This window comes from Streptomyces antimicrobicus, assembly GCF_020532625.1.
Lineage (GTDB): Bacteria > Actinomycetota > Actinomycetes > Streptomycetales > Streptomycetaceae > Streptomyces > Streptomyces antimicrobicus.
Genome location: NZ_JAJAUY010000056.1, coordinates 1 through 12,159, shown reverse-complemented (window position 1 = coordinate 12,159; position 12,159 = coordinate 1). Strand labels below are relative to the sequence as shown.

Genomic DNA, 12,159 nt, shown 5'->3' with positions numbered 1-12,159 from the left:
CGCACTCGCGTGCCGCGTACTGCGCACTCGCGTGCCGCGCACTCGCGTGCCGCGCACTCGCGTGCCGCGCACTCGCGTGCCGCGTGCCCGCGCACTCGCGTGCCGCGCACTCGCGTGCCGCGCACTCGCGTGCCGCGTGCCCGCGGTGCGCTGCGCACAGCGCGCTCGCGCATCCGCGGTAGCTGCGCACCCGCGCACGGCGTACCGCGTACCGCGTACCGGCGAGCGGCGAGACCCGGGGCCGATTCCCCCTGTCCTGTTTCGCCCTTCGTCACCCTTGAGGACGGTCATGTCCCTTGACGAGCTTCCGGACACCGATGTCCGGGACTCCGCAGACCCCACCCCCACCACCACCACCACCCCCGCGACCGCGACCGAGGCCGGGCCCGGCCCCACGTCGGCCGTGCGCCGCGGGGCCGGTACCTGGGCCGCGCTGCGGCCCCTGCTGCTGCGGATGCACTTCTACGCCGGGCTCCTCATAGCCCCGCTGCTCTTCCTCGCCGCCGCGACCGGGTTCCTGTACGCCCTGTCCTTCCAGGCGGAGAAGATCCTCTACGCGCACGAGCTCACGGTCGACACCGTCGGCGAACGCGCCCTGCCGCTGAGCGCCCAGGTCGAGGCCGCCACCAAGGCGGCCCCGCAGGGCAAGGTCGTCGGCGTGTGGCCCGCACCCGAGGCCGATGCCACCACCCGGGTGATCCTGCAGACCCCGGCCCTCGCGGAGGGGGAGAACCTCACCGTCTTCGTCGACCCCTACACCGCCGAGGTGCGCGGCCGGCTCACCACCGCCGGTGACGCGCTGCCGCTGCGCGCCTGGCTGAGCGAGTTCCACTCCAGCCTCCAGCTCGGGGAGACCGGGCGGATCTACAGCGAGCTGGCCGCCAGCTGGCTGTGGGTGGTCGCGCTCGGCGGCCTCGCCCTGTGGATCGGCCGGCGCCGCCGGCGCCGCGCCCAGCTCTTCCTGCCCGAGCGCACGGCGGAGGCCGGCGGGCGGCGCCGGACGCTGTCCTGGCACGGCTCGGTCGGCCTGTGGGCCGCGGCCGGTCTGGTCGTGCTGTCCGCGACCGGCCTGACCTGGTCGACGTACGCGGGCGAGAACATCGGACAGCTCCAGGACCGGCTCGGCGGCGCCACCCCCTCGGTGTCCGCCACCCTCCCGGGCGGCGCGGCCGACGGCGGCGACGAGCACGCCGGGCACCACATGGCGCCGGACGGGACCATGCCGGACATGCCCGCCCGCGCGGACGTCGGCCTCGACCGGGCCGTCGAGGCGGCCCGGGCCGCCGGGGTCACCGACAGCGTGCAGGTGACTCTGCCCGCGAACGGCAAGGGCTACGTGATCAAGGAGCGGGACCGGCAGGTCCCGGTGCACCTGGACGCCGTCGCCGTCGACCCGGCCGACGGGCGGGTCATGGACGAACTGCGGTTCGCCGACTACCCGGTGCTCGCCCAGCTCACCCGGTTCGGCATCGACGTGCACATGGGACTGATGTTCGGTCTGGTCAACCAGATCGCGCTGGCGCTGCTCGCGCTCGCGGTCATGTTCCTGGTGGTGTGGGGCTACCGGATGTGGTGGCTGCGCAGGCCGACGAAGGACCGGACCCTGTCGTTCGGGCGGCCGCAGCCGCGCGGCGCGTGGCGCAAGCTCCCGGCGGCGGTGCTGCTGCCGCTGGCCGCCGTGACGGCCGTGGTGGGCTGGTTCGTGCCGCTGCTGGGCATCAGCCTGCTGGCGTTCCTCGCCGTGGACGTCGTCCTCGGCCTGCTGGCCGCCCGGCGGCGCGAGCCGGGCTCCACGCCGACGGCCGCCGCGTGACGCCGGACTGACCGGTGGCGCGCGCCGGATCGACCGGTGGCGCGCGCCGGACTGACCGGTGGCGCGCGCCAGGGGCGGTTCGGCCGCGCGCGCCGGCGGTCCTGGGCCCGTGCTCCCTCCTCGCGAGCGCGGGCCCTCGGCCGTCAGGGGGCGTACTTGTAACCGACCCGGCGCACGGTCTGGATGGCACCGCGGTGGCGGGGCCCCAGCTTGCGGCGCAGCCGCGCGATGTGGACGTCCACGGTGCGGCCGTCGCCCACGTGGCCGTAGCCCCACACGGTGGTGACGAGCTGGTCCCGGCTGTGCACCCGGTGCGGGTTCGCCACCAGGTGGGCCAGCAGCTCGAACTCCAGGTACGTCAGGTCCAGCACCTGGCCGTCGACCTCGGCGGTGCGCTGCGCGGTGTCGATCCGCACGAGCGCGTCCCCGACGGCGCCCGCGTCGCCGTGTCCGCGGGCGGGCGCCGCGCCCGGGCCGTCGGCCGGGGCTCCGACCGGAGCGTCGGCGGGGGCCCCGGCCGCGGTCAGGGCCGGGGCGAGGGCGAGTGCGGGCTGCTGGTCGGCCGGTACGAGGACCAGGTAGCCGATCATCGGCGGCCGGCCGGGCAGCGCGGGCACGGTGTGCTGGGGGGCCGGGAGCAGGGTGGCGCCGGGCGGCAGGAGGTCCACCACGCGGGCCACTTCGTCCCGGTCCACGGCGCGAAGGCGGTGGCGGGGGCCGGCGGAGGGGAAGGAGCGGGGAGCGTTCGCGGTCGCAGCGGTGGCGGCGGTCGCCGCAGAAGCCAGGGAACGGGTGTTCGCCATGAGTGGTCAGCTCTTTCACGCGGAGTCGGCAGAAGACGCATCGGACGAGAGGTCAGTCGTCGTACCGCGCAGACCGAAAGCCTTCGGGAAGGTCCGATCGGAGAGTTCCGGAAGGCGTTAGAGGGCCGGCGCGTTCTTCGCGCGGCAACACACCCGGTCGAAATCGTGATCCTGGCGGGACGGCCAGAACGGCTCCAGGTCGCTGCGACCTGTCGAGGTGTGCGAATGGCTGGCCATGGCCCACATTGAAGCAGATCCCGCGGGCCGTCGGCAGGGCGCATCTCAGCCACTGGAGCGGAATCCCAAATTCCGCACCCAAACCCTGACAAACCCCTGGCCGCCTCACCCCTTCCACCGCTCGTCGTCGCCCGCTCGTCTCACATCGCGAGCAGAACCGTCCCGCCTCCTGGCCGGAGTTCTCGGCCGGGAGACGGGACGGGGGCGGGTCGGGAGGCGGTCGGGAGGAGCGGACCGACGGACGTGCGGGCGTGCGGGCGTGCGGGCGTGCGGACGGACGGACGGACGTGCGGGCGTGCGGGCGTGCGGGCGGAGCCGACCCTCGCGGAGAGGCGAGGGCCGCCGCGCTCAGACCAGGCCGTCGCGCTCCAGGCCGGTGCAGCAGGTGTCCACGATCAGGCGGGTGACCACGTAGGGGTCGACGTTGGCGTTCGGGCGGCGGTCCTCGATGTAGCCCTTGCCGTCCTTCTCCACCTGCCACGGGATGCGCACCGAGGCGCCGCGGTCGGAGACGCCGTAGCTGAACTCGTTCCACGGGGCGGTCTCGTGCAGACCGGTCAGGCGCTCGTCGATGCCCGCGCCGTAGTTCTTGACGTGGTCCAGCGGCTTGCTGCCCTCGCCCAGCGCCTCGCACGCGGCGATGATCGCGCGGTAGTCCTCGCGCATCGCCTTGGTGGAGAAGTTGGTGTGGGCGCCCGCGCCGTTCCAGTCGCCCTTGACCGGCTTGGGGTTGAGGGTGGCGGAGACGTTGAAGTCCTCGGCGGTGCGGTAGAGCAGCCAGCGGGCCACCCACAGCTGGTCGGCGACCTCCAGCGGGGACAGCGGGCCGACCTGGAACTCCCACTGGCCGGGCATGACCTCGGCGTTGATGCCGGAGATGTTCAGGCCGGCGGCCAGGCAGTGGTCCAGGTGCTTCTCCACGATCTCGCGGCCGAAGATCTCGTCCGCGCCGACGCCGCAGTAGTAACCGCCCTGCGCGGCCGGGAAGCCGCCGACCGGGAAACCGAGCGGGCGCGCGCCGTCGAAGAAGGTGTACTCCTGCTCGATGCCGAAGATCGGCTCCTGCGCGGCGAACTTCTCCGCGACCGGCCGCAGCAGCGCCCGGGTGTTCGACTCGTGCGGGGTCATGTCGATGTTCAGGACCTCGCACAGCACCAGCAGGTTGTCCCCGCCGCGGATCGGGTCCGGGCAGGAGAAGACCGGCTGGAGCACGCGGTCCGAGGCGTGGCCCTCGGCCTGGTTGGTGGAGGAGCCGTCGAAGCCCCAGATCGGCAGCTCCGCCCCGGCCTCCAGGATCTTCGTCTTGGAGCGAAGCTTCGCCGTCGGCTCGGTGCCGTCGATCCAGATGTACTCAGCCTTGTAGCTCACGGGCCCCATCCTCAGACTCTGCGGTGCTGCGACTGCTGCGGTGTCGACCGCAGCGTGCCCGTTCGCGATTTCCCGGCCGTTGCCCGTGTGTGAACCGCGTGTTACCGGCGGTTCCTCCGCAGGTCGGCCGGGTCCTGCGGGTCGGGGGCCGCACACCCGTCCGGGTGGGGCAGACTGAGCACGTGAGCATTTCGTACGATTTGACCCCCGCCGCCGGAGGTGCCAGGCCCAGGATCGGGCTGCTCGGCACGGGCCCCTGGGCCCACCGCACCCACGCGCCCGCCCTCGCCGCGCACGCCGGCTCCGACTTCGCCGGAGTCTGGGGCCGGCGCCCCGAGGCCGCGGCCGAACTGGCGCAGAAATACGACGTGAAGGTGTACGAAGACGCGGACGCGCTCTTCGCGGACTGCGACGTCGCCGCCTTCGCCCTGCCGCCGGACGTCCAGGCCCCGCTCGCCGTGCGCGCCGCGGCCGCCGGCTGCCACCTGCTGCTGGACAAGCCGGTCGCCACGACGGTCGAGCAGGCGCGGGCGGTGGCCCGGGCGGCGGACGAGGCGGGCGTCGCCTCCGTCGTCTTCCTCACCCTGCGGTTCGCCGAACCGGCCGCCGGCTGGGTCGCCGACCAGACCCGGCGCTCGGGCTGGTTCACGGCCTCGGCCCACTGGCTCGGCGCCGTCTTCCCGCCCGACGGGGCACCCAGCGCCTACGCCGACTCGCCCTGGCGCAAGGCCAAGGGCGGCCTGTGGGACGTGGGCCCGCACGCGCTGTCGGTGCTGATCCCGGTCCTCGGCGACGTGGTCGGCGTGACCGCCGCCCGCGGCCCGTCGGACATGGTCCAACTGGCCCTGCGGCACGCCTCCGGCGCGGCCAGCACCGCCGTCCTCTCCCTGGGCGCCCCGCGGGCCGCCGCCGGGGTGCGGCTGGAGCTGCGCGGGGCCGAGGGGGTGTTCACGCTGCCGGACTGGGGCGACGTACCGGGGGCGTACGGCCGGGCCCTGGACGCTCTGCTGGATGCGGCCCGCACGGGCGTCCCGGACCCGCGCGACGCGGGCTTCGGGGCGCGGCTGACGGAGATCCTGGCGGAGGCGGAGGGGCAGTTGGGGCCGGTGTGACCGGGGTTGCGGGGGTTCTGGGTGCGGGGCCCGCCGGGGAGGGGGGCTACTTGATCACCGCGTTCGCCGCGATGATCGCGAGGCCGATGGTGGAGTCCGCCGCCCCGATCAGCAGGGCGGATCTCAGGCGGTAGCCGACCCGTAGGGCCACGAAGGAGCCCCACGCGAACAGCAGCGCGGTGTTCAGTCCGAGCCCGGCCGCCGTCACCCCGGGCGCGTGCCAGTGCGCGAGCCCCGCGACGCTCAGCAGCACCACCGTGGGCAGGGTGGCCGCGATCATCGGCCACTCCAGCCACAGCACCCGCGCGAGCACCAGCCAGCGGTGCCCTACGGAGCCCCGCTGGTGGATGGTCATGTGGTGCGAGTAGCCGTGCGCGAGGGCGGCGGCTGCCGCCGTCACGAAGACCCAGCTGGCGTCGTAGAACGGCGTGTACTCGCCGCCGTCCTGGTGCAGCGCGGCCAGCAGGCCGCTGGCCAGCACGGTCCCGTAGACCCCGCCGAACATCCAGTCGGCGCCGCGCCGCGGCGGCGGCAGCGGGGGCGCCGCGGGGGTCGCGGCCGGGGGAGCGGGCGATGGCGTGCCGGGGGTCGCGGGCGGTGGCGCGCCGGGGGTCGCGGGCGGTGGTGTGTCGGGCGTCGCGGGCGGTGGTGTGGCCTGGGGGGCCTGGGGCTCCTGCCGGTGCACGTGCCTGTCCACGGACTGTCCTTAAGCGTTGATTACATCCCTTTTGCCCCGTTCCACCCTACGGGGTCGCCGCGGAAGCGCGTCGCCGCGGCGTGCCGCCGGAGCACGCCGCGGACCACCGGGACCAACGTGGCCAAGGCCTGGGCGAAGGCGCGGTCCGGCAGGGCGGCGTAACCGATCACCAGCCCCTCCCGGGCGGGCCCGGCCGGGGCCGCCGCCGGATGGCGGTAGCCGGACAGCCCGTCCAGGTCCAGGCCCGCCGCGCGGGCGGCCGCCAGCGCGGCGGCCTCGGTGCCTTCGGGCAGTTCCAGCACCGCGTGCAGACCGGCCGGGACGCCGGTGACGCGGACGCCCGGCGGGGTGGGCAGCGGGGCGGACGCCGGGGTGGGTGGCTGGGCGGACCTGCCCGGCGCGGTGCCGGGGGCACTCGCTGCGGGCTGGTCGGGCCGGTCGGGCTGGTCGGACTGGTCGGGCTGGTCGGGCAGGTCGGGCAGGTCGGGCTGGTCGGGCAGGGCCGTCAGCGCGGTCAGCGCGGCCAGGGCCGTCACCACCTGCTTCCGGCGGGCGTGGTAGCGCCGCCGCATCCGGCGTACGTGCCGGTCGTAGGCCCCCGTGTCCAGGAACTCGGCCAGCGTCAGCTGGTCCACCGCGCTCGTCCAGGGCTCCCGGACCCCCTTCGCCGCGACCACCTCGTCGACGAGCGCGTCCGGCAGCACCAGCCAGCCCAGCCGGAGCGCGGGGGAGAGGCTCTTGCTGAGCGAACCGGCGTACGCGACGTGCTCCGGGGCCAGGCCCTGGAGCGCGCCCACGGGCGTGCGGTCGAAGCGGAACTCGCCGTCGTAGTCGTCCTCCACCAGCAGCCGGCCCGGCCCCGAGCGGGCCCACTCCACCGCGGCCGTCCGCCGCTCGGCCAGCAGCGGGCCGCCGAGCGGGAACTGGTGCGCGGGCGTCAGCAGGGCCGTCCGGACGGAGCCGTCCAGGGCCTCGGTACGGGCGCCGTGGGCGTCGACGGGCAGCGGGTGCGGGCGGACCCCGGCGGTGGCGAGGAGCCCGTGGTGGAAGGGGAGTCCGTACTCCTCGACGGCCCAGTCCCGCGGCCGGACCGCGGCCAGCAGCCGCAGCGCGCCGGCGAAGCCCGCACAGACCACGATGCGTTCGGGGTCGGTCCGCACGCCGCGCGCCCGGGCCAGGTACTCCGCCAGCGCCCGGCGCAACTCCGGCCGCCCCCGCGGCCCTTGCGGCCCGAACGCCTCGGCCGGAGCGGCGGCGAGCGCCCGACGGGTGGCGGCGGACCACTCGGAGCGCGGGAACGCGGCGGCGTCGGGGTGGCCTTGGGTGAGGTCGTGGCGGGATGGGGCGGGGGCGGGGACGGGGGCCGCAGGCGCGGGGACGGTCGGGGTGGTGGTGACGGTGGGGGTGGCCGTGGCCGTGGCTGTGGCGTTGGTGGGGGTGGCTGGGGCGCTGGTGGCGGGGGCGCTGGTGGCGGCCGCGGTAGGGGCGTCGCCGTGCGGAAGGCCGTAGGGAGTGCCGTACGGGTCCGCGTCCGTGCGGGGCGCCGGGAGGCCGTCGGCCACTCGGGTCCCGGAGCCCTGGCGGGCGGTGAACCAGCCCTCCGCGACCAGTTCGGCGTAGGCATGGGCGACGACGCTCCGGGCCACCCCCAGGTCGGCGGCGAGCGCGCGGTAGGGCGGCAGCCGCGTACCGCCGCGCAGCCGGCCGCTGCGGACGGCCTCGCGCAGGGCCTGGGCGAGCGCGGTGCGGCGGGGGCCGGTGGCGGGCAGGTCGAGGTGCAGGTCGGCTCCGGTGGCCGGGTCCTCGGGGTGGGGGCTGGTCATGAGGACGAGGTCCGGCGGGCGGTGGCCGCCCCGGCGGTTCCGGACACCGCGAAGGCCTCGGCGAACACGGCGCGGGCGCCGGTCAGGAACCGGTGCACGGTGGCGCGTTCGGCGTCGTCGAAGGTGTCGGCGAGGGCGAGCAGCCCCTCGATCAGCGGTCCGAAGAAGTCCTGACCGAGCCGGACCGCCTCCGGCGTCACCCGGAGCAGCACCCGGCGGCGGTCGCGGTCGTCGCGGACGCGGGCGACGTGGCCGAGGCGTTCGAGGCGGTCGATGACGGCGGTCGTCCCGGCCGAGTTCAGGGCGAGCCGGGCGCCCAGCAGTCCGGCGGTGGCCGCCTCGCCGGCTCGGTCGGCGTCGAGCAGGCAGATCAAGGCCCGTACGTCGGTGGGGTGCATGCCGTGGCGCGCGGCGAACTCGCCCTGCCGCAGCCCGAACTCCACACTGACGGCCCGCAGCAGATGCACCAGCGCTTCGCGCTGCCGCTCGTCGGGTCGGTCGTGCCGTCGGTCGTGCGGCTGGTCGTCCGGTCGGTCGTGCAGTCGGTCAGCCCGTCGGTCGTCCGACCGGTGGGGGGACGGGGATGAGGGGTCCTGTGCGTGGCCCACGACGCTCCGTTCGTCTAAGATCTCTCGCTGAGCGAGATTATCGCCCAGCGAGGAATGAGGTCTTGGCATGGCTGCCGGCACCATCCCGTCCACCGCTTTCCGTTCCGCGTACGACGCCGTCCTCCGGCGCTGGCCGGACCCCGTCGACGCCGTCGAACTCCCCACGCCTTACGGCCGGACCAGGATCAACAGCACCGGCCCGGCCGCCGCGCCACCGGTCGTGCTGCTGCCCGGCGGCGGGGCGACCTCCACGGTATGGGGCCCGGTGGTCGCGGCGGGCCTCGGCCGTACCCACCGCGTCCACGCCGTGGACCTCGTGGGCGACCCCGGCCTGAGCACCCCGTCGCCGGAGGCGGCGATCCGCCGGGTCCCGGACCTGGTCGCGTGGCTGGACGCGGTCCTCGCGGGGCTGGCCCCGGACGGCAGTCCGGTCACGCTCGTGGGGCATTCGTACGGCGCCTGGATCGCGGCCCATTACGCGGCGGCCAGGGTGGGGCGGGAGGGTCGGGAAGGCCGGGAAGGAGAGCGCGAGGGAGCGGGAGGAGGAGGCCGGGAAGACCAGGACGGGCGGGAAGGCCGGGACGGGCGGGAAGGCCAGGACGGGCGGGAAGGGCTGAAGCGGCTGGTGCTGCTGGACCCGACGCAGGTGTTCGCGGGCTTCCGGCCCGCGTACCTCCTCCGGGCGCTGCCCATGCTGCTGAGACCGACCCCGGCGCGCATCCGCGGGTTCCTCGCATGGGAGTCGGGCGGGGCCGCCGCGCCGGTGGACCCGGACTGGCTGCGGCTGCAGGAGACGACCGCCGGCTTCCCCGCCGTCCGGCCGGTCACCGGCCCCCGGCCGGACCTCGGGAGCCTGGGTCGGCTGCCGGTCACGGCGCTGTTCGCGGGGCGGGCCCGCTGCCACGACGCGCGGCGCGCGGCACACCGGGCCGCCGCCGTACTGCCGCTCGGCGCGGTGGTCGACGTACTGCCCGACGCCACCCACCACACGATGCCGCAGACGGCCGCGGAGCGGATCGCCGCGAGCTGCGACTAGCGGTTGCGGGAGAGGGCGTCGCGGACGGCCTCCTCCGAACGGGCGACGACGGCGGTGCCGTCGTCAGCGGTGATGATCGGGCGCTGGATGAGCTTGGGGTGCGCCGCGAGATGGGCGATCCAGCGGTCCCGCGCCTCGTCCGTCGCCTCCCGCGGCAACTCCCGTACGCCGGTCTCCTTGGCCAGCGGATCGGAGGTGCGCGTGATGTCCCACGGCTCCAGCCCGAGCCGGCCGAGCACCTCGCGGATCTCGTCCTCGGAGGGGACGTCCTCCAGGTAACGGCGCACGGTGTACTCGGCGCCCTCGGCGTCGAGCAGGGTGAGCGCGCTGCGGCACTTGGAACAGGCGGGGTTGATCCAGATCTCCATGGCCCGGCAGCCTATCGAGACCCTGCCGGGGGCGGGGCGCGGCAGCGCCTCCGACGACGTCCGGCCAGGGCTTTTGTCAGTGCCGGGCCGTAAAATCGAAGACAGAAGGAACAGCGAAGGAACAGAGAAGGACCGGAGCAGACCGACCGTCAACTACCGTTTGGGAGGCTGTGGATGGCCGCTGCCGCGATCATCGAACCGCCGAAGAAGAAGCCGCTGCCCGCGGGCCTGCCCCGCGAGTGGTACGAGAGCCACAACCGGCGCCTGAAGGCCATGCGCCTGGCCATATTCCTGCTCGACTCGGGCACGTACGACGCCACCCGCGCGACGAACCGCAAGATACGCACGATGGCGGCCCGCACGGGCATCCACCGCCCGTCGAACGTCACCTGCCGCATGGTCCGAACCCTGATCCGCGAAGCCCACTGACCCAGGGGGCTGCGCCCCCGCCGGCCCCGCCGCGGGGGCGCCGCCCACACCCGGAGCCGACACCGCAGCCGCGGCGAAGACGTGCCGGGGGGACCACTCGGGCAGCGGGACGACGGGCCCGCCCCCCCGGCCGGGGGCGGTGGCTGGGTCCGCGCGGGCCGCGCCCGAAGGGGCGCGGGGCACTGCGCGCTCAGCCAGCGCTGGCGGGGCAGCCGCGGACCGGCCCCGTCCCCCAGCGGCGGGGTTGCGCACCGACCCCGTCCGGGCGTGGTGACTTGGGCCGGGCGGGGAGGGGGCCTGCCTTTGGGGGCGCGGGGAACTGCGCGCCCGGCCGACGACGAGGGTGGCCGCGAGACGGCATCGCCCTGCGGCGGGGTTGCGCAACGGCCCGCCGCAGGCGACGACTTCGGCGGGGGCGAAGCCACCCTGAGGGGCGCGGGGAACTGCGCGCCCGACCAGCGACGACCGGTGGTCGCGGACCGGCATTTCCCCCTGCGGCGGGGTTGCGCACGGGCCTGCCGGGTGCGGTGACTTTGGCTGGGCGGGGCCTGCCTCTGGGGGCGCGGGGAACTGCGCGCCCGACCAGCGACGACCGGTGGTCGCGGACCGGCATTTCCCCCTGCGGCGGAGTTGCGCACGGGTCTGCCGGGTGCGGTGACTTGGCTGGGCGGGGTCTGGCTCTGGGGGCGCGGGGAACTGCGCGCCCGACCAGCGACGACCGGTGGTCGCGGACCGGCATTCGCCCCTGCGGCGGAGTTGCGCACGGGCTTGCCGGGTGCGGTGACTTGGCTGGGCGGGGCCTGCCTCTGGGGGCGCGGGGAACTGCGCGCCCGACCAGCGACGACCGGTGGTCGCGGTTCGGCATTTGCCCCTGCGGCGGGGGTTGCGCACGGGCTTGCCGGGTGCGGTGACTTGGCTGGGCGGGGCCTGCCTCTGGGGGCGCGGGGAACTGCGCGCCCGACCAGCGACGACCGATGGTCGCGGACCGGCATTCGCCCCTGCGGCGGGGGTTGCGCACGGGCCTGCCGGGTGCGGTGACTTGGCTGGCCAGGGCCTGCCTCTGGGGGGCGCGGGGAACTGCGCGCCCGACCAGCGACGGCCGATGGTCGCGGACCGGCATTCGCCCCTGCGGCGGGGGTTGCGCACGGGCCTGCCGGGTGCGGTGACTTTGGCTGGGCAGGGCCTGCCTCTGGGGGCGCGGGGAACTGCGCGCTCAGCCAGCGACGACCGGTGGTCGCGAACCGGCATTCGCCCCTGCGGCGGGGTTGCGCACGGGTCTGCCGGGTGCGGTGACTTTGGCTGGGCAGGGCCTGCCTCTGGGGGCGCGGGGAACTGCGCGCCCGACCAGCGACGACCGGAGGCCGCGGACCGGCATTCCCCCTGCGGCACCGCCGGTCCGACCCTGCCGAGGCAGTCACCGCACGTCGCCCCCTGCCAGCTCGCGGGCTGGTCGCGCCGTTCCCCGCGCCCCCGCGGGAGGGGCTTCGTACGCGGCCCGGTCGGGCGGGAGGGTTCGTAGCCGTGGGCGGCCGTCAGTTCGGCGGTGGTTCCGGGTTCGGCGGCTGGGCTGCGCCCCGGTGGCGACGGTGCGTCGCTGACTGGCGGTCGTTGCGGGGCTGGTCGCGCCGTTCCCCGCGCCCCTGCGGGACGGGCTTCGCCCCAACCGCGTCAGCCAGGTCAGCGGGTGGGCCCGGCCAGGGCAAGGGTGGACCCGTAGGCCCCGGTCAGGGGCGGGGCCGTCTGCGCCCGCCGGGCCGGGTCAGTGGGTGGGGCCGACCAGCGGCTGGGCTCGGTGACCCCGGTCAGGGGCGCGGGGCCGGCTGCGCCCCCCGGCCCGGTTCAGCGGGTCGGCCCGACCAGCGGCC

The 12,159-nt window shown here is 75.7% G+C and carries 10 protein-coding genes; 4 read left to right on the top strand and 6 right to left on the bottom strand.

All coding sequences use genetic code 11. The annotated features are described in order from the left end of the window. Window positions 1-289 precede the first annotated feature (289 nt). Window positions 290-1,813 carry a PepSY-associated TM helix domain-containing protein gene (locus LG632_RS16035; protein WP_226727938.1) on the top strand — a complete coding sequence of 508 codons (1,524 nt, stop codon included), beginning with the start codon at window positions 290-292 and terminating at the stop codon, window positions 1,811-1,813. Between the two features lie 143 nt (window positions 1,814-1,956). On the opposite strand, the gene LG632_RS16030 is transcribed toward LG632_RS16035, so the two are convergent. Together LG632_RS16030 and glnII are read right to left on the bottom strand one after the other, a co-directional pair. Continuing rightward, window positions 1,957-2,616 carry a winged helix-turn-helix domain-containing protein gene (locus LG632_RS16030; RefSeq protein ID WP_226727936.1) on the bottom strand — a complete coding sequence of 220 codons (660 nt, stop codon included), beginning with the start codon at window positions 2,614-2,616 and terminating at the stop codon, window positions 1,957-1,959. A gap of 585 nt (window positions 2,617-3,201) precedes the next feature. Further along, a complete protein-coding gene (glnII, locus tag LG632_RS16025) occupies window positions 3,202-4,221 on the bottom strand; it encodes a glutamine synthetase (RefSeq protein WP_226727934.1) in 1,020 nt (339 codons plus the stop codon). A gap of 188 nt (window positions 4,222-4,409) precedes the next feature. On the opposite strand from glnII, the gene LG632_RS16020 reads away from it, so the two are divergent. After that, on the top strand, window positions 4,410-5,333 hold the full coding sequence (locus LG632_RS16020; RefSeq protein ID WP_374203494.1) for a Gfo/Idh/MocA family protein: 924 nt from the start codon (window positions 4,410-4,412) through the stop codon (window positions 5,331-5,333). A 46-nt stretch (window positions 5,334-5,379) separates the two neighbouring features. Here the strand turns inward: LG632_RS16020 and LG632_RS16015 are convergent, their stop codons facing one another. Genes LG632_RS16015 through LG632_RS16005 form a run of 3 tightly spaced genes read right to left on the bottom strand, consistent with a single transcriptional unit; the run spans window position 5,380 to window position 8,323 of the window. Then, complete coding sequence (locus LG632_RS16015) at window positions 5,380-6,030, bottom strand: hypothetical protein (protein WP_226727931.1); 651 nt, start codon at window positions 6,028-6,030, stop codon at window positions 5,380-5,382. A gap of 20 nt (window positions 6,031-6,050) precedes the next feature. After that, window positions 6,051-7,853, bottom strand: coding sequence for a MocR-like pyridoxine biosynthesis transcription factor PdxR (gene pdxR / locus LG632_RS16010; RefSeq protein WP_226727929.1), 1,803 nt, complete (start codon window positions 7,851-7,853; stop codon window positions 6,051-6,053). Further along, the gene (locus LG632_RS16005) at window positions 7,850-8,323 is read right to left on the bottom strand and encodes a MarR family transcriptional regulator (protein WP_226727979.1); all 474 of its coding nucleotides are present in this window, start codon (window positions 8,321-8,323) and stop codon (window positions 7,850-7,852) included. The genes pdxR and LG632_RS16005 overlap by 4 nt, the downstream gene beginning before the upstream one ends. A 205-nt stretch (window positions 8,324-8,528) precedes the next feature. On the opposite strand from LG632_RS16005, the gene LG632_RS16000 reads away from it, so the two are divergent. Next, window positions 8,529-9,497 (top strand): alpha/beta fold hydrolase, encoded by a 969-nt coding sequence (locus tag LG632_RS16000; RefSeq protein WP_226727926.1) that lies wholly within the window; start codon window positions 8,529-8,531, stop codon window positions 9,495-9,497. On the opposite strand, the gene LG632_RS15995 is transcribed toward LG632_RS16000, so the two are convergent. Next, window positions 9,494-9,865 carry an ArsC/Spx/MgsR family protein gene (locus tag LG632_RS15995; protein WP_226727924.1) on the bottom strand — a complete coding sequence of 124 codons (372 nt, stop codon included), beginning with the start codon at window positions 9,863-9,865 and terminating at the stop codon, window positions 9,494-9,496. The genes LG632_RS16000 and LG632_RS15995 overlap by 4 nt on opposite strands. A gap of 174 nt (window positions 9,866-10,039) precedes the next feature. On the opposite strand from LG632_RS15995, the gene LG632_RS15990 reads away from it, so the two are divergent. Then, entirely contained in the window at window positions 10,040-10,294 is a 255-nt protein-coding gene (locus tag LG632_RS15990; RefSeq protein ID WP_226727921.1) for a hypothetical protein, read from the top strand. Window positions 10,295-12,159: the final 1,865 nt, after the last annotated feature.

What these genes read in the sequence shown, in the direction of transcription:
- LG632_RS16035 (WP_226727938.1), top strand. Translation starts at nt 290, where the DNA reads ATGTCCCTTGACGAGCTTCCGGACACCGATGTCCGGGACTCCGCAGAC.
- LG632_RS16030 (WP_226727936.1), bottom strand. Translation starts at nt 2,616, where the DNA reads ATGGCGAACACCCGTTCCCTGGCTTCTGCGGCGACCGCCGCCACCGCT.
- pdxR (WP_226727929.1), bottom strand. Translation starts at nt 7,853, where the DNA reads ATGACCAGCCCCCACCCCGAGGACCCGGCCACCGGAGCCGACCTGCAC.
- LG632_RS16000 (WP_226727926.1), top strand. Translation starts at nt 8,529, where the DNA reads ATGGCTGCCGGCACCATCCCGTCCACCGCTTTCCGTTCCGCGTACGAC.
- LG632_RS15995 (WP_226727924.1), bottom strand. Translation starts at nt 9,865, where the DNA reads ATGGAGATCTGGATCAACCCCGCCTGTTCCAAGTGCCGCAGCGCGCTC.
- LG632_RS15990 (WP_226727921.1), top strand. Translation starts at nt 10,040, where the DNA reads ATGGCCGCTGCCGCGATCATCGAACCGCCGAAGAAGAAGCCGCTGCCC.